This window comes from Burkholderia diffusa, assembly GCF_001718315.1.
Taxonomy (GTDB): Bacteria; Pseudomonadota; Gammaproteobacteria; order Burkholderiales; family Burkholderiaceae; genus Burkholderia; species Burkholderia diffusa_B.
In genome coordinates this window covers 1,448,866-1,472,178 of sequence record NZ_CP013363.1, presented here as the reverse complement: position 1 = coordinate 1,472,178, position 23,313 = coordinate 1,448,866, and the positions used below count along the sequence as shown (strand labels likewise).

General features: G+C 67.5%; 15 protein-coding genes. 7 read left to right on the top strand and 8 right to left on the bottom strand.

The genetic code is table 11. The features are described from left to right. Positions 1 to 17: 17 nt before the first annotated feature. Together WI26_RS32860 and WI26_RS21835 are read right to left on the bottom strand one after the other, a co-directional pair. Positions 18 to 176, bottom strand: coding sequence for a hypothetical protein (locus tag WI26_RS32860; protein WP_196491496.1), 159 nt, complete (start codon positions 174 to 176; stop codon positions 18 to 20). 512 nt (positions 177 to 688) lie between these two features. Continuing rightward, a complete protein-coding gene (locus WI26_RS21835) occupies positions 689 to 2,335 on the bottom strand; it encodes a S8 family peptidase (RefSeq protein ID WP_069227171.1) in 1,647 nt (548 codons plus the stop codon). Positions 2,336 to 2,759: 424 nt separating this feature from the next. On the opposite strand from WI26_RS21835, the gene WI26_RS21830 reads away from it, so the two are divergent. Next, a complete protein-coding gene (locus WI26_RS21830) occupies positions 2,760 to 3,656 on the top strand; it encodes a glutamate/aspartate ABC transporter substrate-binding protein (RefSeq protein ID WP_069227170.1) in 897 nt (298 codons plus the stop codon). Positions 3,657 to 3,756: 100 nt separating this feature from the next. Here the strand turns inward: WI26_RS21830 and WI26_RS21825 are convergent, their stop codons facing one another. Next, positions 3,757 to 4,296 carry a hypothetical protein gene (locus WI26_RS21825; RefSeq protein WP_069227169.1) on the bottom strand — a complete coding sequence of 180 codons (540 nt, stop codon included), beginning with the start codon at positions 4,294 to 4,296 and terminating at the stop codon, positions 3,757 to 3,759. 352 nt (positions 4,297 to 4,648) lie between these two features. On the opposite strand from WI26_RS21825, the gene WI26_RS21820 reads away from it, so the two are divergent. Then, positions 4,649 to 5,896 carry a multidrug effflux MFS transporter gene (locus WI26_RS21820; RefSeq protein ID WP_059539742.1) on the top strand — a complete coding sequence of 416 codons (1,248 nt, stop codon included), beginning with the start codon at positions 4,649 to 4,651 and terminating at the stop codon, positions 5,894 to 5,896. A gap of 45 nt (positions 5,897 to 5,941) precedes the next feature. On the opposite strand, the gene WI26_RS21815 is transcribed toward WI26_RS21820, so the two are convergent. The 3 genes from WI26_RS21815 to WI26_RS21805 all read right to left on the bottom strand — a co-directional run bounded on the left by WI26_RS21815 (position 5,942) and on the right by WI26_RS21805 (position 15,058). Then, the gene (locus tag WI26_RS21815) at positions 5,942 to 6,634 is read right to left on the bottom strand and encodes a hypothetical protein (RefSeq protein WP_069227168.1); all 693 of its coding nucleotides are present in this window, start codon (positions 6,632 to 6,634) and stop codon (positions 5,942 to 5,944) included. A gap of 146 nt (positions 6,635 to 6,780) precedes the next feature. After that, positions 6,781 to 9,018 carry a penicillin-binding protein 1C gene (gene pbpC / locus WI26_RS21810; protein WP_069227167.1) on the bottom strand — a complete coding sequence of 746 codons (2,238 nt, stop codon included), beginning with the start codon at positions 9,016 to 9,018 and terminating at the stop codon, positions 6,781 to 6,783. Between the two features lie 10 nt (positions 9,019 to 9,028). Continuing rightward, positions 9,029 to 15,058 carry an alpha-2-macroglobulin family protein gene (locus WI26_RS21805; protein ID WP_069227166.1) on the bottom strand — a complete coding sequence of 2,010 codons (6,030 nt, stop codon included), beginning with the start codon at positions 15,056 to 15,058 and terminating at the stop codon, positions 9,029 to 9,031. Between the two features lie 294 nt (positions 15,059 to 15,352). On the opposite strand from WI26_RS21805, the gene WI26_RS21800 reads away from it, so the two are divergent. The 5 genes from WI26_RS21800 (at position 15,353) to WI26_RS21780 (ending at position 20,519) form a co-directional block, all read left to right on the top strand. Further along, complete coding sequence (locus tag WI26_RS21800; protein WP_059464695.1) at positions 15,353 to 15,859, top strand: sugar dehydrogenase complex small subunit; 507 nt, start codon at positions 15,353 to 15,355, stop codon at positions 15,857 to 15,859. After that, complete coding sequence (locus WI26_RS21795) at positions 15,859 to 17,478, top strand: GMC family oxidoreductase (RefSeq protein ID WP_069227165.1); 1,620 nt, start codon at positions 15,859 to 15,861, stop codon at positions 17,476 to 17,478. Before WI26_RS21800 ends, WI26_RS21795 begins: the two co-directional genes overlap by 1 nt. Before the next feature lie 2 nt (positions 17,479 to 17,480). Then, positions 17,481 to 18,758, top strand: coding sequence for a cytochrome c (locus WI26_RS21790; protein ID WP_069227164.1), 1,278 nt, complete (start codon positions 17,481 to 17,483; stop codon positions 18,756 to 18,758). Between the two features lie 174 nt (positions 18,759 to 18,932). Further along, positions 18,933 to 19,352 carry a DoxX family protein gene (locus WI26_RS21785; protein WP_069227163.1) on the top strand — a complete coding sequence of 140 codons (420 nt, stop codon included), beginning with the start codon at positions 18,933 to 18,935 and terminating at the stop codon, positions 19,350 to 19,352. Between the two features lie 63 nt (positions 19,353 to 19,415). Next, positions 19,416 to 20,519, top strand: coding sequence for a porin (locus tag WI26_RS21780; protein ID WP_059507570.1), 1,104 nt, complete (start codon positions 19,416 to 19,418; stop codon positions 20,517 to 20,519). A gap of 194 nt (positions 20,520 to 20,713) precedes the next feature. Here the strand turns inward: WI26_RS21780 and WI26_RS21775 are convergent, their stop codons facing one another. Together WI26_RS21775 and WI26_RS21770 are read right to left on the bottom strand one after the other, a co-directional pair. Then, positions 20,714 to 22,033 (bottom strand): MFS transporter, encoded by a 1,320-nt coding sequence (locus WI26_RS21775; RefSeq protein ID WP_069227162.1) that lies wholly within the window; start codon positions 22,031 to 22,033, stop codon positions 20,714 to 20,716. A gap of 43 nt (positions 22,034 to 22,076) precedes the next feature. Continuing rightward, positions 22,077 to 23,261 carry a M20 aminoacylase family protein gene (locus WI26_RS21770; protein ID WP_059539734.1) on the bottom strand — a complete coding sequence of 395 codons (1,185 nt, stop codon included), beginning with the start codon at positions 23,259 to 23,261 and terminating at the stop codon, positions 22,077 to 22,079. Positions 23,262 to 23,313 lie beyond the last annotated feature (52 nt).

Sequence of the window (23,313 nt, the reverse complement as noted above, 5' to 3'; positions counted from 1 at the left end):
GGGGAGCGACCGTGACGTTATCGATGCACGAACGGCCCCCGCCGCGTCGCGTCCGGCGCGATCGGCTGTGGATCGGTGAAGGGGGGAACGCTCGCCGGCGCGCGGAGTGCGGCCGGATGGGCGATGCGCAGCGTCGCACCGGCGAGCGGTAATCGACTACTGTCGTCTGAGTTCATCTGCACTCCTGTCGGTTGCGGGTAGATGGCGCGAGCGATCGGCAGCCGCGCATGCACAACGGCGCGCGGCCGGACGGCACGCGAACGGAACACGCGCGCAGCGTGCGCTGCGCGCGGCACGAACGTATGCGCGCGGCAACGCAAGGTTGCGCAGCGCGGACATTCGGCGATATCGAAAAAATCGGCGGGGGATTCTGGCCGGTCAGGCCGGAAGGGCGCCGCATCCTGCTTCCCGGGATGCGGCAGAAGACGAGGCTCTGCGCGGTTTCCTCAGGCAGCAGTCAAGTTGGTCGAGGACCAACTACAACTCGCATCGGTGTTCACAGAACACTCCATGTAATCAGACGGGGGCGATGGTAATGGGGCGCCGTGCGAAGCGTCAACCCTTTTCCGCCCTTTTTTCAGGCGGTTTTTTTGCAATACGTTGGTTCGACGCCTTCGGCTCCTCGGTCAAAAAAACCGCGCGCACGCCCGACAGGCGTGCGCGCGGTTGGGTCGAGGCGACGTGCCGGTTACTGCGTGGCCGCCGTGACGGCAGCGCCTGCATCGGCGATACCGGAACCTGCCGGCAGCGCAGTGCACGACGTGCTGGCCGGCAGCATTTCTGCACGCGCGCCGCCTTGCAGCTTCTGCTGGATCTGCGCGGGAGTGAGGTTGCCGTTCACCGACAGCATCAGCCCGACGATGCCCGTCACCTGCGGTGTCGCGAGGCTCGTGCCGCTCGCGGTTCCGTATGTGTCCGTGCCCGGCGTCGTCGTGCCGCTGTTGGCCGTCGACAGGATGTCGACGCCCGGTGCGCTCAGCGCGACGTCGGAGCCGAAGTTGCTGAACGATGCGCGGCGCCCCGTCGCGTCGGTCGCGCCGACGCTGATCACGCCGCGGCAGTTTGCCGGCTGGTCAAGCCCGGTTGACAGGCCGTCGTTGCCGGCGGCGACGACGACCGTCACGCCTTTCGCGTTCACGTCGTCGATCGCCTGCTGGAACGTCGCGCTGCATGCGCCGACGCCACCCAGGCTCAGGTTGATGACCTTCGCCGGCGTCGGGTTCGTCGGCACGCCGGCGACCGGAATGCCGGCCGCCCAGCGCATCGCGTCGGCGATATCGCTCGTCGTGCCGCCGCACTTGCCGAGTACGCGTACGGGCAGGATGCGGCCGAGCCACGACACGCCGGCGACGCCGATGCCGTTGTTGGCGCCGGCGCCGATCACGCCCATCACGCGCGTGCCGTGCCAGCTGCTGGTGCTCGGTTCGCTCGCGCAGTGATAGTACGGGCCGCTGGCGTCGTCGAGTTCCTGCTGCGTGACCCAGTCGCCCGGATCGGTTGCATCGGTGCCGCGCGTTTGGCCGTTGTTGCTGGTGTTGACGTTCGAGATGAAGCTGTAGCCGGGCAGCAGGTTGCCGACGAGGTCGGGGTGCGGCCGGTAGCCCGTGTCGAGCACCGCGGTAACGACGGTCGGCGAGCCCTTGGTTCGCGTCCACGCGGGCGGCGCGTTGATGCCGACGCTCGCGTCGGACAGATACCACTGCTGGCCGTATGCGGGATCGCTCGGTGTGTCGCGGATCCGCATCGGGTGATCCGGTTCCGCGTAGTCGACGTCGCCGTCGGCCGCGAATGCCTGCGCGAGCGCTGCGGCGTCGCCGGACGCGATGCGCTGGCCGATCGACAGCACGGCCGCGCCGTCCGACAGCGTTCGCTCGACCTGCACGTTCAGCGGTGCCTGCGACGTTGTCGCGGCGGCATACGTCCGGGCGGCGCCGGTCGTCGTCGGTGCCGTCCAGCGCGTCATCGAGCGCTGGATCACCGCGTCGAGCCGTGTGCCGGTGTCGAGGGCCGCCATCGCGCGCGTGGCCGTCAGCGTCTTCAGCTTGACGATCAGGTGATCGACCGGCGGTTCGGCCGGTGCGGTCGTCTGGGCGGCCATCTGCACGGCGGCCTGTTGCGTCGCGCATGCATTGCTGCCGTTGGTGGCGGGCGGGGTCGTCGGGGCCGGCGAGGGCGAAGGGGCCGGCGCTGCATTGGAAGACGACGGGTTGCTGCCGTCGCCGCCACCGCCGCCGCAGCCGGCAAGGGGAAGCAGGGCGGCGGCAGACAGCATGCCGGCGAGCATGCGCGCATGAGCCGAGCGGGCCAGCGCGAAATTGAAACGTTTGGCTCTCATGTGAGACTCGATCCTCGTAGATAACCGTCGTGCCGGCGGTCGTGCCTGGGCCGGAGGAACACCGGACCTTGTCGTTTTTGTCTGACGATCGCGGCATGGTTGCTGCGACGCGCCATGCACTGGGTAACGGCTGTTGCAGGGGCTTCTTGAGCGCGTTTCACGAGAAAAAATCGAGTAGTCGCAAACGATTACGTTGCTGCAACGCGGAACGATTACCGGTAGGGAGCAGGCGTCGTGGCGGGTGACGCGCAACTGAGTGTGGCCGGCCGGGCGCGACGCGTGTCGCCCCCCCGTTTGCGCGCCACGGAAAAACGGCTGTCCGCGTGCGGCCGAGATCGACGGTTGCTTGCGCTTTCCCCGATGCGACGCGAATTTTGTCGGGCGTACGATCGCGATTCGATCAACGATTCATCAGGAGAAAAGCATGGATCGCCGCTTCCGTTGGCTGGCCGTCGCGCTGACCTGCGCGCTGGCGGGCGCCGCGCACGCGCAGGCGCTCACCGGCACGCTGAAGAAGATCAAGGACACAGGCATCGTGTCGCTGGGTATCCGCGAATCGTCGGTGCCGTTCTCCTATTCGGACAACCAGCAAAAGAACATCGGTTACTCGCGCGAAATCGCGGCGCGCATCATCGACGCGCTCAAGATCGAACTGAAGGCGCCGAACCTGACGGTGAAGGAAATCCCGATCACGTCGCAGAACCGGATTCCGCTGCTGCAGAACGGCACCATCGACTTCGAGTGCGGATCGACGACCAACACGCTGGAGCGGCAGAAGCAGGCCGCGTTCTCGAACAGCATTTTCTTGTATGGAATTCGCTTCAGCACGCGCAAGGATTCGGGCGTGAAGGACTTTCCGGACCTGGCCGGCAAGACCGTCGCGACGACGGCCGGTACGTCGGACGAGCGCCTGCTGCGCAAGCTCAACGAGGAGAAGGGGATGAACATGACGATCATCAGCGCGAAGGACCACGCTGAAGCGTTCATGAACGTCACGACGGGGCGCGCGGTCGCGTTCGTGATGGACGAGCCGCTCCTGTACGGCGAGATCGCGAAGGACCGCAATCCGGGTGCGTACACGGTGACGGGCACGCCGCTCGTCCACGAAAACTACGCGTGCATGATGCGCAAGGACGACCCGGCGTTCAAGCACGTGGTCGACGGCGTGATCGCGAAGATGCAGACCTCGGGGGCCGCCGAGAAGCTCTACGATCAGTGGTTCATGCAGCCGATTCCGCCGAAGGGCGTGAGCCTCAACTATCCGCTGTCGCCGGAGATGAAGCAGCTGTTCAGGAATCCGACGGATCAGGCGCAGTACTGATCGCGGCGGCGCCGTTTTATCGCGTCGCAAATAAAAAACCGCCGGCATGTGCCGGCGGTTTTGCTTTGCCACCCGGTCGCTCGCGCGCCGGAATCGCGCGTCAGGCCTTGATTTCGGGGCCGCGCGCGGCCGGCCGGGCCGGTGCCGACGGTGCCGGCGCCACCGCCCGCATCGGCGGCTGGGCCGGCACGAGCACGACGACCGGTTCCGGCATCGCCCACAGGGGCATCGTGAGTGCGACGGGTTGCGGCATCGGCATCGCGAACGCGTTGGCGAGCGCGACGCGCTGCAGCGCCATCATCTGCTGCAGCATCGCGACCATCTGCGCCTGGGCCGCCTGCATCCGATACTGCGCGGCCTGCAGCTGCCGCAGCGCGTCTGCAGGCGGGGCGCCGTCCGACGACGACGTCTGCATCTCGAAGCTCGCACCGCCTTGCGGGCTGTGCCAGCTCCACGTGCTGACCTTCATCGGGCCGAGAGCCGTCTGGACGACACGCGTTTCGGCTTTGACAGGCACGGCGTGACCGTTGACGTTGACGAACATCGGTTGGGCGGCGAGGGCCGCGTCGGCCTGCCCGGCCATCGCGAGCACGGGCAACAGTGCCAGCGCGCCCGCCGCCATGGATGAACGGAATCGCATATTCGTATCTCCATCAAACGAAGACTGATCGAATCGACAATGAATAAAGCGTGCGGCTCACGGATGGAGCCACCAGCGACTATGCGGGCGCTGGCTTAAAGCACGATTAAAACCGCGGCCGGCTCTACAGGAGTGGGACTGCGGCGACATGTCGAAACCGGCCGGTGGAGGGCGGTCCTCCTCTCCTGGCGTGTTTCCGAAGGTCGGGCGATAGGCATTCAACCTCGTCCGCGCCAGGGAATTCCTGTGGGATGTCGCAACAAGAGGCACAATACGGCTTCGCTGCGCACAGCTGTTCGCTATTCGAACACGCTGGCGCGTACTGCCGCCGTCTGATTCCTTCCCGGTCGTCATGAACGCCTCGCTCACACCCGCGCGCGAATCGAACTCGCCGCGCTTCCTGTTGTTTCTGATCTGCCTGTTCGCGTCCGCTGGCCAGCTCGCGATCGACATCTACGTGCCCGCGCTGCCCGACATGGCGCGCTCGTTCGCGACCACGCCGCAGGCGATCCAGTCGAGCGTGTCCGGCTACATGGCCGCCTATGCGCTCGGCCAGCTGATCTTCGGTCCGATCGCCGATGCGTACGGGCGCAAGCGCGTACTTGCGTTCGGGCTCGTCATCTATACGATCGGCTGCCTGTTGTCGCTCGGCGCGCCGAACCTGGAGACGTTCGTGCTCGCGCGCTGCCTGCAGGGTTTCGGGATCGCGACCACGAACCTGCTCGCGAAGGCGATCATCACCGACTCGTTCTCGGGTCAGGCGCTGATGCATGCGTTCACGTACATGTCGATCGCGTGGGGGCTCGCACCGATCATCGCGCCGGTGATCGGCGCGCACCTGCAGGAATGGTTCGGCTGGCGCGCGTGCCTTGTGTTTCTGCTGGTGTATTCGCTGGTGATGTGGGCGCTGCTGTGGCGTTATCGCGAAACCTTGCCGAAGCCGGTCCATCTCGAGCCGCGCACGCTGATGGCGAACGCGGGCAAGGTGCTCGCGAGCCCGGTGTTCCAGAGCTGCTTCCTCGCGCAGGGACTGTGCTACAGCATCCTGCTGGTGTTCAACATCGTCGGGCCGTTCATGGTGCAGACCACGTTGCACAAGCCGCCGACCTACTTCGGTTATCTTGCGCTCGGGATCGGGCTGATGTATTTCCTCGGCGGGCTGTCGAACCGGATTCACGGGCGCGGGCTGCCGAGTGCCGAGCAGCGGCTGCGCATCGGCGCGCGCGTGATGGCGGGTGCGGCGATTGCGATGCTGGTGCTGGCGCTGACCATCGGCCTGCGCGTGTGGACGCTCGCGACGCCGGTGCTCGTGATGGGCTTCTGCGCGGGCGCGATGTATCCGACGCTGATGGCCAAGGGCAATTCGCTGTTTCCGCATATCGCGGGGCTGACGAGCGCGATCCTCGGGTGCGCGCTGCTGCTGGTTTCGTCCGCGATGATGGGCCTCGCCGGCTTCGTGTCGGTGCAGGTGCTGACGCCGCTCGCGGTGTTCTTCGTCGCGCTGTCGTTCATCGTCGTGTGGATGGTGACGAAGCTGCTGCGCTACCTGACGCAGCAGCAGGCCGCGAGCGTTGCTTGCGGGAGCAGGGAGGCCGCGTAAGCGTGTCGGCGGCGTGAGCGCGTGCCGCAACGGCACGCCGGCCATTCACAGCGGGTGTCCCGCGCCCGCCTGTGCCAGCAGCGAAATCGCGGCCGGATCCGGCATTCCGTTCGAATCGATCGCGCCGGCCTTGGCCAGCGCGTCGAGATCGCTGTCGACGCCCGGTTGGCCGACCACGAACGGCGTCGTCAGGAAAGCCGGCGTCGACAGCGTGACCGAATAGCGCTGCTGCAGATTCGTCACGACCGCCGATTGCGCGGCCTGCACCGTATTCGGGTTGCCCATCACCTGCTGGAAGTGCGCATTCCCCTGAAAATTGCCGATCAGCCCGGCCGTGTTCGTACCGAGTTGCGCGGCGAGATAGACGAGCATCAGCTCGGTCTCGGGCGTCGTGTTGAAGGTGCCGCCCGCGTACGCGAGCGAATGCAGGCTCGCGCCGCCCGATGCGACGGTGATCACGCATGGCAGCACGGCGTTGACCGTCACGCGGTAGTTGCCGCCGCCGTCGGTCAGCGTCGTCGCCGATCCTTGCGTGCAACTCACCGTCACCGACGCGCTCGCGAGCGCGGCGCCGGTGGCGGCCGTGCCGGACAGCGCGACGGTCTGCGTGTTGTCGCTGTTGAAGCAGACATCGACGCCGAAGCAGGCATCGCCGTTGCAGCCTGCCAGGGCCGCAACGGCTGCGACGCAGGCGATGCCCAGCGCGGGGCGGAGAAAGCGCGGATGGCGATGGTTCATGGTCGCGGACGATCGGGAGAGGGGGAACACGCGGCAAGGCAACCGGAATGCGCCAAAGCAACAGCGCATGGCTCATATTCTATGTCTCCGATCCGGGTAACGCGTGCCCGTTCGCTCGTTTGTGGCTGCGGTGCGGTTGCGGCGCCCTAGGGCTTGCGCGCGGCCGGCTTCGCGAACGCGCCGCGCACCTCGAAGCCGATCGTATCCGCCACGTTGCCGCGCGCGTCGACGAGTTCCAGCCGGTGCCTTCCCGGCCACGGCATCCACGCGATGCGGTCGGCGTGGCCGATCACCTTGTCGTCGAGCCGCCACGCGAATCGCGCGGCATGCCCGGCCGACCGCTCGAACCAGATCCGCTGGTTCTTCGGCGGAATGTCCGGATCGATCGCGAAGATCGTGCCGTCGGTCGGCGCGCCGATCGTCAGCGGCGCGCGCGCGCCGTCCTTGCCTGGCGTGACGGGCGCCGCGAGCCGGATCGTGTCAAGCGCGGTGCCCGCGACGAACCACTCGTCGCGCGACGGTTCGACGTCACGCTCGAACGTGATGCGGCGCGTTTCGACACCGGCCGGCGGACGTGGCGCGCGGCTCGGCAGGTCGCGGTGCAGGTAGCCGACGACGGCCGACCACACCGGCGACGCGCCCGTCACCCCCGACACGTCCCACATCGGCGAGCCGTCCGCATTGCCGACCCACACACCGACCGTATAGCGCGACGTGAAGCCGACCGTCCAGTTGTCGCGCATGTCCTTGCTCGTGCCGGTCTTCACCGCCGAGAAAAAGCGCGTCGCGAGCGGGTTATCGAAGCCGAACGTGCGCACGCGCGCGTTGTTGTCGGAGAGGATGTCGGTGACGACGAAGCTGGCCGCTTCGCTGAACACGCGCGTGCCGTTGTCCGCGCGGCCCGATGCCGATGCGCCGGAAGCGGGCGACGGCGCGGGCAGGTCGACGACCTTGCGCGCGACGCCGCCGTTCGCGAGCGCGCGATACGCATTGGTCAGCGACAGCAGCGTGACGTCCGCGCTGCCGAGCGCAAGGCTGAAGCCGTAGTAATCGCCTTCCTGCGCGAGCGGCAGGCCGAGCGCGGTCAGCGTGCGCGCGAAGCGGTGCGGCGTGACGAGCACGAGCGTGCGCACGGCCGGCACGTTCAGCGAGCCCCCGAGCGCGCTGCGCACGCTCACCCAGCCCTTGAAATCCTTGTCGTAGTTCTGCGGAATGTAGAGCCCGCCGCCGGCCGCAAGGTTGATCGGCGCGTCGTCGAGCAGCGACGCGGCGGTGAGCCGCTTCTCGTCGATCGCCTGCGCATAGAGGAACGGCTTGAGCGTCGAGCCGGCCTGGCGCGGCGCGAGCACGGCATCTACGTCGCGCGCGCTCGACAACGCCCCCGACGAACCGACCCACGCGCGAATCTCGCCGGTCGCGTTGTCGATTACGACGACCGCGCCGTCCTGCACGTTGCGCCGGTGCGCGGGCGCGTTGAGCTCGGTCAGCGCGCGCGTGAGCGCGTCGCGCGCGAAGCGCTGCAGCGGCGCATCGAGTGTCGTGCGCACCTGCGCGCCGGCCATCGGCCTGACCTCGGCCGCGATGCGGCGCGCGAAGTGCGGGGCGAGGGCGGCGCCGTCGTCGCGCACGGCGCTGGCCGGGCGGGCGATCACGAGCTGCACGTAGCTGTCCAGCGACGCGCAGCCCTGTTCCGCACGCATGTCGCGCAGGATCCGGCACGCACGCTCGGCGATTTTCGCCGGCGCCGCGTTGGGGGCGCGCACCAGCGCCGCGGTGATCGCGGCCTCGCGTGCATCGAGGCCGGACGGCGCCTTGCCGAACAGCACCTGCGACAGCGCGGCGAGGCCTACCGTCTCGCCGCGCAACGGCACGAGATTCAGGTAGGCCTCGAGGATCTGGTCCTTGCGCCAGCCCCGCTCGAGCAGCAGCGCGTTCATTGCCTGCGTGGCCTTCTGCGGCAGCGAGCGCTGGCCCGAGCGGCGCGGCGAATCGCTGAGCAGCCCGGCGAGCTGCATCGTCACCGTCGACGCGCCGCGCGTGCGCTCGTTCCACAGATTGCCCCACGCCGCGCCGGCGATCCCGCGCCAGTCGACGCCGCTGTGTTCGTAGAAACGCTTGTCCTCCGACACGACGATCGCCTCGCGAAACGCGGGCGACACGTCGGCGAGCGATACCCAGTCGCCGCGGCGTTCGGTGAGGTCGACGCGCGTGCGCTGCAGCGGCGTGCCGTCGCGCGCGAGCAGCACCCAGTCGGAGCTGCGCCAGTTGCGGCGCACGTCGTCGTAGCCGGGCAGCGCGTGCGCGACCAGCGGCGCTGCGAGCATGACGGCGACGAATACGCGGCCGGCGAAACGCACCGGCCGCGGCAATACAGGATCGATCATCACGTACTCGTCACTTGCCCGCGTCGGCCGGCTTCACCGTCATCGGCGGGTTCGGCCACAGGCCGTACACGGACGGCGCGTACAGCGCTTCGACGCGTGTCGGCGGCAGCCCGAAGGTACCGACGTTGTTCAGCCGCACCGTGTATTCGACCGAGAGTTTGCCCTTCGGCAGATAGTCGTAATACGCGCGGTAGCCGTCGAAGTCGCGTTCGATGAACGCCGGCCATGCGCCGTCCGGCGATTTCTCGCCTTGCGTCGCGGCTTCGGAATCGCGGCCGAGGCCGGAGCCGAGGATCGTCGCGCCGGAGGGGATCGGATCGTTGACGACGACCCACGTCATGTCGCTCTGCGCATCGATGTCGAGATGCACGCGCACGACGTCGCCGCGCGTCAGCACGCCCTTGACCGCGGGCGACACGGGCGTGACGGTCTTCGTGATCCGGTAGCCGGCCGCGAACGGCGCGCGCAGCGGCACGGCCGCGAGGCTTTCGACGGTCGCCCACGGGCGGCCCGTGCCGTCCTGCGTGACGGACAGCGTGGCCGGTGCCTGGGCCGCACGCGGCCACGGCATCAGCACGCTGCGCGCGGCGGCGGCGCGCGTCGCGGCGGTGGCCGACGCGGGGGCATCCGCGGGCGCCGGCGCCTGCGACCAGGAAATCGCGCGCTCGTTGCCGCCGAGCGCGACCTTCGTCGTGCCTGCCACGGGCGTGCTCTCGTAGGTGCGCGAGAAGCGCTCGATCGCGAGCTGACCAAGCGCATTCGACGTTGTCGTCTGCCATGCGCCCTGGCGTTGCAGCGCGAGCAGGCCGGTCGCGACGCGCGGCATCTCGTCCTTCCACGCCGGATCGCCCGCGAATTCCAGCGCGAGACGCGCGGCGTTGGTCTCGTTGCTCGTCATCAGCCACCACAGGTCGTCGTCGCGCGCGGTCGAGAATACGAGCTGCGTGCCCTGGTACGTGAGGCGCGCGCGCAGGATCTGCTCGACCTGCGCACGTTTCTCGTCGCGCTGCGGGATGTCCTTCACGCGCGTGAGGATCGCGTGATAGTCGATCACCGCCGACGTCGGCCACTGGTTCGGCGCGATCTCGATCGAACCGAGCATGCGGCCTTGCGCGGCGCCATAGCGCGACAATGCCTCGATCGCGGCAAGCTTGCGCAGATCGCGATCCTGGCGCGGCGCCCACGCGTTGCGCTCGATGCGGCCGTCGACGAAGCGCGCGAGCCCGGCCTCGAGCTGCGTGCGCAAGTCTTCCGGCAGCGCGAAGCGCGGGTCGAGGCGGCTGGCCTCGTCGGCGACCACGAGCAGGTACGACGACAGCGTCGGGCTCCCGTAGTGCGCGTCGTCGGACGACGGAGGGAAGTAGCTCGCGAGGCCGTCGCTGTCGAGGTAGACCGGCATGCGCGCGACCAGCGCCTGCCATTGCGCGGCGTCGTGCAGGCCGATCGCGCGCGACGTCTGTTGCTCGAGGCAGCGATACGGGTAGCGCTCGAACCAGCGTCGCACGCCGGGCAGGCCGTCGGCGAGTTTCGATTGCAGCGACACGGCAATGCCGCCGCGCGGCGCGCCCTGTGCGTTGTTGACGGCGCCGGCCGGCGCCGACACGGGCAGCGTCAGCGTGCCGTCGACCTGCGCGAGCGTGGCTTGCTGCACGGTCACCGGCAGCGCGGGCACGACCTTCTGCGCGACGGCCAGCGCGTCGGACGCGCGCTTGCCGCCTTGCTCGGCCGCCTCGATGCGCCAGTTCAGCGCGCCGGCCGCGTCGAGCGCCTGCTCGGGCACGGTGATCGTCCATGCGACCTCCGTCGCCGCATTGGCCGCGAGCGACACGGTTTGCGGCGCGACGTCGAGGCCGGTCACGCGCGGCGTCACGACGACCTGCATCGCGCGATCGGTTGTGTTGCGCAGCGTGACCTGCGCACGGAACGCATCGCCTTCGCGCACGAGCGGCGGCAGCCCGGAGATCAGCTGCAGATCCTGCGTGCTGCGAATCGACGTGCTGCCGGTGCCGAAGCGATCGGGGCCGACCGCCGCGATCGCGACGATCCGGAAGCGCGTGAGCGCGTCGTTCAGCGGCACGTCGACGGTTGCGCTGCCGTTCGCGTCGAGCGCCACGCGCGGATTCCACAGCAGCAGCGTGTCGAACAGCTCGCGCGTCGGCGCGCTGCCGCCGCCGCCGCCGGCCGGCACGGCCTTGCGGCCGAAGTGGCGGCGGCCGACGATTTCCATCTGCGCGGTGGCCGTCTCGACGCCATACGCGCGTCGCTGCAGCATCGCGTCGAGCAGGTCCCAGCTGTTGTTCGGCATCAGTTCGAGCAGCGCCTCGTCGACGGCCGCGACCGCGATCTGCGTGCCGGCAGGTGCCGGCTGCCCGTTGGGCAGCGTGACTTTCACGTGTACTTGCGCCTTGCTGCGCACCGTGTAGCGTGTTGCGTCGGTCGTCACGCTCACGCCGAGGCGATGCGCGCCCGTGCCGACCTTGATCTCGCCGAGCCCGTAGCGGAACGCGGGCTTCGACAGGTCGACGAATGCGGTCGGCGCTTCATAGTGACGGCCCTCGCGCCAGAACGCGCGCGCCCATTCGACCGGCGCCTTCCAGCCCCACGTGAAGAACGAATACCACGGTACTTCGCGAATGCGGCCGCGCAGCGCGAGCACCGACACGTATATGTTCGGCCCCCACGATTCGTCGACCTTCAGGTCGACGGTCGGGTTCTTGCCGTTCAACTGGACGACATGCGTTTCCATCACGCCGCCGCGCTCGACCGCGACGAGGGCGGTTGCGTAGCGGAACGGCATGCGAACCTGGAAGCGGGCCGTTTCGCCCGGCTCGTAGGACGTTTTCTCCGGGATCACGTCGATCCGGTCGGTGTTGTCGCCGCCGAACCAGAGTTCGTCCTCGCGCGTGACCCACACGGACGTCGACGCATTCGACGTGCGGCCGTCGCCGTCCTTCGCGACCGCGATCAACTGGATGTTGCCGGCCTGTTCGAGCGTCGCGTCGCAGGCCATGCGGCCCTTGTCGTCGGTCTTGCCCGAGCACAGCACGCCGAGCTCGCGCGTGTCGCTCTTGTTGTCGTACGCATAGAAGCCGCCGACCATCCGCTTGCGCGACGACGTCGTGATGTGCGCGACGCCCTTGATCTCGATCGGCACCGAGGCGCGCGGCTTGCCCTGCAGGTCGAGCGCGAGCGCCTGCACCGGCACGCGCTGGCCGACCGACACCCAGCGGCCGGCCTTGATGCCGGCCACTACCGCGGCGGGCCACAGGATCGTGTCGCCGCGAATCGTCTGCACTTCGCCGTTCGGGTCCGCGAACGTCGCCTCGAGCGCGATGCGCTTCGGCGCGTCGACGTCGGGCAAGCCCTTGAGCGTGACGGAACCCGCACCGTTGCGGTCGAGCGTGACCGGCAGCTTGTCTGCGATCAGCCGGGTCGCGTCGGGATCGTTGTTCGCGGCCGATGCGCTGTCGCCGTCCTGCGCATCGTCGTCGGCATTGCCGTCGCTGCGTTCCGCGCGGTACGGCGCGAAGCTGAAGTCCTCGAAACGATCCGCGAACGGCGGCGACGCCCATTTCATCAGCGCGGACACCTGCACGGGCAGGTTCGATGCGCCGCCGCCCGACACGTAGTCGATCTGCACGGCGAGCGGCGCTTCCTTGACGGCGACGAGCGGGCTCTTCTGCGCGTCGCGCGCGCCGATCGTCCCCTTGAGCACCGGCAGGCGGAACGCCTCGACGCGGAAGCTGCCGCTGTAGTAGCTGGCGGTCGGCGCGTCGTCGGGGCCGCCTTCGAGCGACACGCTGTACTCGCCGAGCTTTGCCGCGGGTGGCAACGTGAACTGCGTGTCGGCGCTGTGGTCGGCCGACCACGTCAGCGGCAGCTTGTAGGTCTGGTCGGAGCCGAGATGGCGGATCGTCACGCGCGACGGGTATTGCGCGGGGAACGCGAGACTCTGCAGCGTCTCGGTGCGCAGGAAGTGCTTCATCGATACGGTTTCGCCGGCCCGCAGCAGCGTGCGGTCGAACACGGTATGCGCGCGCACGGTCGGCGCGCTGTCGGTGTCGGTCGGCACGTTGAAGCGCCACGATTCGATCCCGCGGTTCCAGTTCGAGCTGACGAACGCCATGTCCGGGCCCGTCTTCGGATCGTCGACGCGCGCCGACACGAAGTAGTCGTCGAAGCGTTCCGACTGGCTGCATTCGTGCTTCGGCTCGAATGCACCGTCGATCTTCAGCAGGCCTTGCGCATCGGTCTTGCCGGACGCGATTTCGTCACCGTTGCAATCCGACACGCGGATTCGCGCGTTCGGCACGGGCTTGCCCTTGTCGAGCGTCGTGACCCATACGAGGTTGTTCTCGCGGCCCTGTTTCAGATGCACGCCGAGGTTCGTGACGAGCACGGTGGTGCGCACGTACATGCTCGACGGCTTCGCGAGCAGCGAGCGGCCGAGCGCGGGCGACGCGAGTTCGAGCACGTAGAAGCCGGGTTTTTCGATCGGCACGCCGACGACCTCGAACGGACGCAGCGCCTTCGGATCGGCCTTCGGCAGCGTCAGTGCCTGCGCACCCGGTTCGCCGGTGAGCAGCGACAGCGAGCGCACGTCGATGCGGCGGTTCTGCGGCGCGGGCATCTTCTCGCCGGCCGCGAGCGGCACGTAGACAGGGTGCTGGCCCTTGCGCCGGAGCAGGCCCGGGATGCGCTCGTCGATCATGTCGGCCGTCATCGACCAGTTGTCGAAGCGCTCGACGGTGCGCATCCATTGACGAATCGCGGTGTCGTCGTCGACCTTCAGGTTCGAGAATTGCGCGCCACTCGTGTTGAGGCCCGCGATATGCAGGTCGGCCTCGACATTGCGCAGCGTGACGGGCACGAGCGCGGGCGTATCCGGTTCGGCGAAACGCTCGACGATCCCGAAGGTGCCCGACGAGAATTTCGCGAGCGGCGGCATCGGCGCGGTGCGCGTCGCGAGCGGGAACAGGTCGGCGTTCGCGAGCGAGCGGTCGGTCACGTCGCGCAGCCCGGACGGCAGCTCGACGGTCAGGTTCGCCTGCGCGGGCAGCGGCGGATTGAACGTGACGGTCGTCACTTCGTCGCTGTGATCGTCGGCCGCGAAGGTCGGTGAAAGCGAACCGTCAGGACCGCGCAGCCTGATCGCCTCGGCATTCTTGCGCGAGATCGGCGCATTGAACGACAGCGTGAGCGGACGCAGCGGCGTGCAGGGCGCCTTCGCGTTCTCCCGCTCGCACGAGAAGCTCGCGGCGAACGGCGCGCGCACGGTGAAGTCGAAGCGGCGCTCGGTATCGTTCGCGATGCCGCTCGGGCTCGCGACGCCCTTGCCGTAGACGAGCTGCATCTTTGCGCTCGCGGGCAGCGCCTGCGCGCACGACAGCGTCAGCACGCGCGCGGCGTCCTTCTTCAGCCCGAAGTGATCGAGCAGCGCGTTGCGGGTATCGTCGTCGGCGGCCGTGACGGGGATGCGGTTGCCGATGCCGACCGCTTCGCACCAGATGTTCGCGAGTGCGGAGCGCGGCTCGGCCGGGCCGTTCAGCTTCAGCACGAACACCTGGCGTTCCTCGATCTCGCGCGAGCCGGGGCGCACCGTCACGGGGAACGGGCCGCCGGTCTGAAACGTGAAGCGGCGCGGGCCGCTGACCGCATTGCCGGCGACCGAGCGCAGCGTGTCGTTGAGCGCGACGGAGCAGCGCACGCCGGGCGGCAGGTCGTTCTCGAAATCGTAGACCCACGTCTTGTCGTCGAGCCAGTGTCCCTGGCCGCGTGCGGCGGTGGAATCGTTGCAGGTCATGCGTGCGGGATTCGGCGCGGATGCCGAACCGAACGCGACCATCGGTTCGTCGAACTTGACGACGCTCTGCCGGACTTCGGTGACCGTGCCTTGCGGCGACACGCTCACCGTGCGTGCGGCGCCCGCATGCAGCGACAGTGCGGCGGCGGCGAGCACCGCGACCGCGCCGATGCGCCAGGGTAGCCGTGTGGTGTGACGGGTTGAATTCGTGTTGTTGTGTTTGTCGTGCTGCTTCATCGCTCGATGCCCTCGGAGGGAAGCTTTCTGTTTGATTGCACGCGATTCTAACCGACGCGCATATGAGCGGATGACGGGAGACGGTTTTGCGACACGAGGGCATCCCGACGCAGAATTGTCGCGTCGACGACACAAAAATGCAGCGAAATGTCGATTGTCTCGGATTGCGGAACATTTAATGGACTATAAAAGCATTGTCCAATCCGAATTGTGCGCGTACATTTCAGGGCCGCGCGAAAGTTTGAGAAATATCAAGCGTGGTTTTCCCGAATCCGGTGTTCGAGAGAAGGAAACATGCACAACGACAACACCCCCCACTCGCGTCGCGATCGCGACGCAGCCGCATCCGGCATCACGCGGCGTCAATGGCTGCAGGGCGCACTGGCGCTGACGGCGGCAAGCCTCACGGGCTCGCTGGCGTTGCGGGCCCTGGCCGATAACCCCGGCTCCGCGCCGCTCGATACGTTCATGACGCTCTCCGAAGCACTGACAGGCAAGAAAGGGCTGAGCCGCGTGCTCGGCGACCGCTTCTTGCAGGCGTTGCAGAAAGGCTCGTTCAAGACTGCCGACGGCCTGTCGCAACTCGCCGGCGCGCTCGCGTCGGGCTCATTGAATCCCGATCAGCAGGCCTCCGCGCTGTCGATTCTCGAAGCGTGGTATCTCGGTATCGTCGACAACGTCGTGATTACGTACGAGGAAGCATTAATGTTCAGCGTCGTGTCCGATACGCTCGTGATTCCTTCGTATTGCCCCAACAAACCCGGCTTCTGGGCCGAAAAACCGATCGAGAGGCAAGCCTGATGGCCGATACCGATACGCAAAAAGCCGATGTCGTGGTCGTCGGGTCCGGTGTCGCAGGCGCGATCGTCGCGCACCAGCTCGCGATGGCCGGCAAGTCGGTGATCCTGCTCGAGGCAGGCCCGCGCATGCCGCGCTGGGAAATCGTCGAGCGCTTCCGCAACCAGCCCGACAAGACGGACTTCATGGCGCCGTACCCGTCGAGCCCGTGGGCGCCGCATCCGGAATACGGCCCGCCGAACGACTACCTGATCCTGAAGGGCGAGCACAAGTTCAACTCGCAATACATCCGCGCGGTGGGCGGCACGACGTGGCACTGGGCCGCGTCGGCGTGGCGCTTCATCCCGAACGACTTCAAGATGAAGACCGTGTACGGCGTCGGCCGCGACTGGCCGATCCAGTACGACGACCTCGAGCATTACTATCAGCGCGCGGAGGAAGAGCTCGGCGTGTGGGGCCCCGGCCCCGAGGAAGACCTTTACTCGCCGCGCAAACAGGCGTATCCGATGCCGCCGCTGCCGTTGTCGTTCAACGAGCAGACCATCAAGAGCGCGCTCAACGGCCATGACCCGAAGTTCCACGTGGTGACCGAGCCGGTCGCGCGCAACAGCCGTCCGTACGACGGCCGGCCAACCTGTTGCGGGAACAACAATTGCATGCCGATCTGCCCGATCGGCGCGATGTACAACGGCATCGTGCACGTCGAGAAGGCCGAGCAGGCCGGCGCGAAGCTGATCGACAGCGCAGTCGTCTACAAGCTCGAGACGGGCCCGGACAAGCGCATCGTCGCCGCGATCTACAAGGACAAGACGGGCGCCGATCATCGCGTCGAGGGCAAGTGCTTCGTGGTGGCCGCGAACGGCATCGAGACGCCGAAGATCCTGCTGATGTCGGCGAACCGCGATTTCCCGAACGGCGTCGCGAACAGCTCCGACATGGTCGGGCGCAACCTGATGGACCACCCGGGCACGGGCGTGTCGTTCTACGCGAGCGAGAAGCTGTGGCCGGGCCGCGGCCCGCAGGAAATGACGTCGCTGATCGGTTTCCGCGACGGCCCGTTCCGCGCGACCGAAGCCGCGAAGAAGATCCACCTGTCGAACATGTCGCGCATCAACCAGGAGACGCAGAAGATCTTCAAGGCCGGCAAGCTGATGAAGCCGGAAGAGCTCGACGCACAGATCCGCGATCGTTCGGCCCGCTACGTGCAGTTCGACTGCTTCCACGAAATCCTGCCGCAGCCGGAGAACCGCATCGTGCCGAGCAAGACGGCGACCGACGCGATCGGCATTCCGCGCCCGGAAATCACGTACGCGATCGACGACTACGTGAAGCGCGGCGCCGTGCATACGCGCGAGGTCTATGCGACCGCCGCGCAGGTGCTCGGCGGCACGGACGTGGTATTCAACGACGAGTTCGCGCCGAACAACCACATCACGGGCTCGACGATCATGGGCGCGGATGCGCGCGACTCGGTCGTCGACAAGGACTGCCGCACGTTCGACCATCCGAACCTGTTCATCTCGAGCAGCTCGACGATGCCGACCGTCGGTACGGTGAACGTGACGCTGACGATCGCGGCGCTGGCGCTGCGGATGTCGGACACGCTGAAGAAGGAAGTCTGACCGTGCGGAAATCTACTCTCACCTTCCTCCTCGCCGGCTGCCTCGCGTTGCCGGGCCTCGTGCGCGCGGCCGACTCGGCCGATCCCGCGCAGATCAAGCGCGGCGAATATCTCGCGGTCGCCGGCGACTGCATGGCCTGCCACACCGCGAAAGGCGGCAAGCCGTTCGCCGGCGGCCTCGGGATGCCGGTGCCGATGCTCGGCAAGATCTATACGAGCAACATCACGCCCGATCCAGACACCGGCATCGGCAACTGGACCTTCGACGACTTCGAGCGCGCGGTGCGTCATGGCGTCTCGAAGAACGGCGACAACCTGTATCCGGCAATGCCGTACGTGTCGTACGCGAAGATCAACGACGACGACGTTCAGGCGTTGTACGCGTACTTCATGCACGGTGTCGAGCCGGTCAGGCAGACGCCGCCGAAGAACGAGATTCCCGCGCTGCTGAGCATGCGCTGGCCGCTGAAGATCTGGAACTGGCTGTTCCTGAAGGACGGCGTGTACCAGCCGAAACCGGCGCAGAGCGCCGAGTGGAACCGCGGCGCGTATCTGGTGCAGGGCCTCGCGCACTGCAGCACGTGCCACACGCCGCGCGGCATCGCGATGCAGGAGAAGTCGCTCGACGAGACGGGCGGCAGCTTCCTGTCGGGTTCGGTCCTCGCAGGCTGGGACGGCTACAACATCACGTCCGACCCGAACGCGGGGATCGGCGGCTGGACGCAGCAGCAACTCGTCCAGTATCTGCGTACCGGCAGCGTGCCGGGTGTCGCGCAGGCGGCCGGCCCGATGGCCGAGGCGGTCGAGCACAGCTTCTCGAAGATGACCGACGCCGACATCGGCGCGATCGCGACGTATATCCGCACGGTGCCGGCCGTCGCCAGCGGCGACGCGAAGCAGTCGCGCTCGTCGTGGGGCAAGCCGGCGGAAGACGGCCTGAGGCTGCGCGGCGTGGCGCTCGCATCGTCGGGCATCGATCCGGCGCGGCTGTATCTCGGCAACTGCGCGACGTGTCACCAGATGCAGGGCAAGGGCACGCCGGACGGCTATTACCCGTCGCTGTTCCACAACTCGACGGTGGGTGCGTCGAATCCGGCGAACCTGGTGCAGGTAATCCTGAATGGCGTGCAGCGCAAGGCCGGCAGCGAGGACGTCGGCATGCCCGCGTTCCGCAACGAGCTGTCGGATGCGCAGATCGCCGCGCTGGCGAACTACCTGACCGGCCAGTTCGGCAATCCGGCCGCGAAAGTGACCGAGCAGGACGTCGCGAAGGCGCGTTGACGCCGCGCGACGCGGCACGAAGCAGGGCAACACTGACAAGAGGAGGAGCACAGCACATCGGGCGGGCCCCGATGCCGGTTGTTGCAGAGCGGGGCGGGCGGCCGGCAGTCACCCGTCCCGGTTCACAGGCAATCCGGTGCGCTTGGTTCGCGCACCGCTTTCGTTGATCACACCATGACACCGAATCAACCGTTTCTCGCGTCCCAGCGCGATGTGCTGCTGCTGCTGTCCCGAATCCTGCTCGTGATCCTGTTCGTGATGTTCGGCTGGAAGAAGATCACCGACTTCTCCGGTACGATCGCGTTCATGGGAAGCGAGGGCGCGCCCGCGCCGATCGTTTCGGCGGCGATCTCCGTCGTGATGGAGCTGTTCGCCGGCATCGCGATCCTCGTCGGTTTCCAGACGCGGCCGCTCGCGCTGCTGCTTGCGCTGTATACGATCGGCACCGGCTTCATCGGCCACCACTACTGGACGATGTCGGGCGGCGAGCAGATCGACAACATGATTCATTTCTACAAGAACATCGCGATCTCGGGCGGCCTGTTCGCGCTTTGCGCGGCGGGTCCAGGGCGTTTTTCGATCGATCGCGGGTGAACGGACCGCCGGCTCGCGCATGGGGCGCGTGTCGGACGGTCGAGACTCCGAGGGGGCATCATTTTGCGACTCAAACATTTCGCATGGCTGATCGCGGCCGCCACGCCGGCGGCCGCGTTCGCACAGACAAGCGTGACGCTGTACGGCCGTATCGACGGCGGCGTCGAATACCTGAACCACATCGCGACACCCAACGGCAGCTCGACGCGCTGGAGCGCGGAAGGCGGCGACTGGGGCACCAGCATGTTCGGCCTGAAGGGTGTCGAGGATCTCGGCGGCGGGATGTCGACGGTCTTCAACCTGGAAACCGCGTTCCAGGTGATGAATGGCACGACGGGCGGCGGACGCATGTGGTCGCGCCGCGCGTATGTCGGGTTGAAGAGCGACACGTGGGGCCAATTGCAGGCTGGTCGCAACCTGTTCATCGACAGCGATGGCGTGTGGGAATTCGATCCGTTCGTGCAGCAGGCGTTTTCGTCCGCATCGCTCGTGCGCGGCCGCAACTGGCAGCAAAGCAGCAACAACATCGAATATCACAGCCCGGTGATCGGCGGTTTCGACGTGCAGGCGCAATATGCGTTCGGCAATCAGTCGCGCGGCTTCAACTACGGCGCCGCCGACGACTTCGGCCGCTCGGACGGGATCATGATCTCGTACCACTCGCCGGTGCTCGACGTGCGCGGCATCTACGACGAGCTGCGCGACAACAACGGCAAGTTCAGCAACATCTTCACCGCGTCGCGTGAGTATTTCGTCGGCGCGAACGTGAAGGTGTCGAAGTTCAAGATCCAGGGCGCCTATACGCACTACCAGGCGCCGGACAGCCCGGCGGGCGTCGCCGATCGCGCCGATCACTACTGGCTCGGCGCGACCTACACGGCCACGCCGCAGTGGGCCGTGACGGGCGGCGGGTACTACGTGAAGGTCGGCGACGGCGGCGGCGATGCATCGCACGATCCGTCGGGGCACGCGATCATGTACGTGCTTGGAACCACGTACAACCTGTCGAAGCGCACATTCCTGTACGGGACGGTCGCGTATGTGCGCAACGGCGGCAACTCGAACTTCTCGCTGCTCGCGTCGCCGCGCGACGCGACGTCGGGTACGAGCCCGATGACCGGCGAGTCGCAGACGGGTGCATATGTGGGGATGATGCATACGTTCTGAGCGGGGCGTCGCGAACGCAAGGCACGGGTGAGGATGGCCCGTGCCTTGTCGCGTTTACGGCGACGGACGGACCTCCGGCGCTGTAGGCCATGTAAGCGGTATCGATCACGCAAAAGGAAAGACCCCGCCGAAACCGGCGGGGTCAGTGGATCGACGATGTTGCGGCCGCCTACGTGCCGCGCGTCACCCGTCAGTCAATCGAGTGCCTTGCCGGCTTTCTCGTCCATGCAACGAATGGCAAGCAGTGTCAACACGCCGCAGCCGATCGCGTACCACGCGGGCGCATTCGGATTGCCGGTCGCCGCGATCAGCCAGGTCACGAAGAACTGCGCGAAGCCGCCGAAGATCGCGACGCCGACGCTGTAGACGAGCGCGCCGCCGGTCGCCCGCACCGCACGCGGGAACAGCTCGCCGAGCATCGCACCGGTCGCGCCGATGTTGATCGCATGCACGACCGACAGCACGGCGATGATCGACAGCAGCGACGCGGCGCCGGGCCATCGGTTCAGCGCGATGAACGCGGGATAGATCGCGGCCATCAGCACGATGCGCGTCCACCAGACGATCCGGTTGCGCCCGTAGACGTCGGACAGGTGACCGCCGATCGGCGTCACGAGCATCAGGATCGCGCCCGCGACGCAGCCGGCCGTCATCGACAGCCAGGTCGGCAGGTGCAGCACCTGCACGCCGTAGATCGCCATGTAGAACACGATGATGTAGTGGATCGAAGTGCCGCCGATCGTTACGCCGAGGCCCGCGAACACGGCCTTGCCGTGGTGGCGCAGCACGTCGGCGAGCGGCAGCGACGCGACCGGCTCGGCGTGCTCGGCGGCCGGCGTGGCGCTCGGCACTTCCTCGACGGTGCGGCGCAGCCAGTAACCGAGCGGCACGAACAGCGTGCCGATGATGAACGGCACGCGCCAACCCCAGCTTTCGAGCTGCGCGGCATTGAGCGTCGACGTCAGCGCGACGCCGGTGAGCGCCCCGGCAAGCGCGGCGAGCCCCTGGCTCGAGAACTGGAACGATGCGTAGAAGCCGCGGCGGTGCTGCGGCGCCTGTTCGAGCAGCAGCGTCGTCGACGCGCCGACTTCGCCGCCCGATGCGAACCCCTGCAGCAGGCGCGCGAGCACGAGCAGCAGCGGCGCGGCGATGCCGATCTGTGCGAAGGTCGGCGCGACCGCGATCATCGCTGTGCCGAGCGCCATCAGCAAGAGCGTCAGGATCATCGCCTTCTTGCGGCCGGCGCGGTCGGCATACATGCCGATCACGAGCCCGCCGAGCGGGCGTGTGACGAAGCCGACGCCGAAGCTTGCAACCGCGAGCATCAGCTGGCCGAACGACGAGTGCACCGGGAAGAACAGCTTGCCGATCAGGATCGCGAAGAAACTGTAGACCGTGAAGTCGTAGAACTCGAGCGCGTTGCCGACCGCGGCGGCCGCGATCAGGCGGCGTTTTTTCGCGGCGGCGCGGGCATCGGCCGGTGAGCCGGCGAACGAAAGGGCAGACGTTTCCATGGGGTTCCCTTGCTTGAGCGCGGAACTGCGTGATGAAAGGCCGTCAGGCGGCGAGCCAGGCTTCGGCGATGCGAACCCAGTAGCTCGCGCCGATCGCGAGGATGTCGTCGTTGAAGTCGTAGCCGGGGTTGTGCACCATGCAGCCGCCCTTGCTGCCGATCCCGTTGCCGATGAACGCATAGCAGCCGGGGCGCGCTTCGAGCATGAACGCGAAGTCCTCGCTGCCCATCAGCGGCGCGGACTCCGTTTCGACACGATCGGCGCCGAGCATCTGGCGGGCGATATCGGCCGCGAACGCGGTGGGTTCGGGATGGTTGACGAGCACCGGATAACCGTAGGCGTAATCCACTTCCGCGGTGACGCCGAAGCTTTCCGCCTGGCCCTTCGCGAGTGCTTCGATGCGGCGCGCGAGCAACGCACGCACGTCGGCGTTCAGCGCGCGCACCGACAGCTTCATCACGACGGTTTCCGGGATGATGTTGAAGGTCTCGCCGGCCTGCACGCTGCCGACCGTGATCACGGCCGCATGCTGCGCATCGACCTCGCGCGCGACGATCGTCTGCAACGCGACCATGATGCTGCCCGCGGCCGACATCGGATCGCGCGCGAAGTGCGGCAGCGCGCCGTGCCCGCCGACGCCGCGCAGCGTGATCGTCACGCGGTCGGCCGACGCCATCGCGGCGCCGGTGCGGAACGCCATGTCGCCGGCGGCGCGACCCGGCATGTTGTGGATCGCGAAGATCGCATCGCACGGGAAGCGGTCGAACAGGCCGTCGTCCATCATCGCCTTCGCACCGCCGAAATTTTCCTCGGCGGGCTGGAAGATCAGGTTCAGCGTGCCGGAGAACCGGCGCGTCGCGGCGAGATGCCGCGCCGCGCAGAGCAGCATCGCGGTGTGGCCGTCGTGGCCGCACGCATGCATCTTGTTGGCGTGGCGGCTCGCATACGGCAAGCCCGTTTCTTCCGCGAGCGGCAGCGCGTCCATGTCGGCGCGCAACCCGATCGTTCGCGTGCCTTGCCCTTCGCGCATCACGCCGACGAGGCCCGTCTTGCCGATCCCGCGATGCACGTCGTAGCCCCAGCCGGTCAGCAACTCGGCGACGAGGTCGCTGGTCAGCGTTTCCTCGAATGCGAGCTCCGGGTGCGCATGAATGCGGCGGCGCACCTCGATCAGGTCGGGAGCGATCTCGGCGATACCTGGGATGACGGGGTTCACGGCTTGCAGCATGGTGTCTCCTGTGGGGCAGTGGGGCGTTTGACGCGCATATGACGAGCAAGCA

What these genes read in the sequence shown, in the direction of transcription:
- WI26_RS21825 (WP_069227169.1), bottom strand. Translation starts at nt 4,296, where the DNA reads ATGCGATTCCGTTCATCCATGGCGGCGGGCGCGCTGGCACTGTTGCCC.
- WI26_RS21835 (WP_069227171.1), bottom strand. Translation starts at nt 2,335, where the DNA reads ATGAGAGCCAAACGTTTCAATTTCGCGCTGGCCCGCTCGGCTCATGCG.
- WI26_RS21805 (WP_069227166.1), bottom strand. Translation starts at nt 15,058, where the DNA reads ATGAAGCAGCACGACAAACACAACAACACGAATTCAACCCGTCACACC.
- WI26_RS21820 (WP_059539742.1), top strand. Translation starts at nt 4,649, where the DNA reads ATGAACGCCTCGCTCACACCCGCGCGCGAATCGAACTCGCCGCGCTTC.
- pbpC (WP_069227167.1), bottom strand. Translation starts at nt 9,018, where the DNA reads ATGATCGATCCTGTATTGCCGCGGCCGGTGCGTTTCGCCGGCCGCGTA.
- WI26_RS21775 (WP_069227162.1), bottom strand. Translation starts at nt 22,033, where the DNA reads ATGGAAACGTCTGCCCTTTCGTTCGCCGGCTCACCGGCCGATGCCCGC.
- WI26_RS21795 (WP_069227165.1), top strand. Translation starts at nt 15,859, where the DNA reads ATGGCCGATACCGATACGCAAAAAGCCGATGTCGTGGTCGTCGGGTCC.
- WI26_RS21785 (WP_069227163.1), top strand. Translation starts at nt 18,933, where the DNA reads ATGACACCGAATCAACCGTTTCTCGCGTCCCAGCGCGATGTGCTGCTG.
- WI26_RS21770 (WP_059539734.1), bottom strand. Translation starts at nt 23,261, where the DNA reads ATGCTGCAAGCCGTGAACCCCGTCATCCCAGGTATCGCCGAGATCGCT.
- WI26_RS21830 (WP_069227170.1), top strand. Translation starts at nt 2,760, where the DNA reads ATGGATCGCCGCTTCCGTTGGCTGGCCGTCGCGCTGACCTGCGCGCTG.
- WI26_RS21800 (WP_059464695.1), top strand. Translation starts at nt 15,353, where the DNA reads ATGCACAACGACAACACCCCCCACTCGCGTCGCGATCGCGACGCAGCC.
- WI26_RS21815 (WP_069227168.1), bottom strand. Translation starts at nt 6,634, where the DNA reads ATGAACCATCGCCATCCGCGCTTTCTCCGCCCCGCGCTGGGCATCGCC.
- WI26_RS32860 (WP_196491496.1), bottom strand. Translation starts at nt 176, where the DNA reads ATGAACTCAGACGACAGTAGTCGATTACCGCTCGCCGGTGCGACGCTG.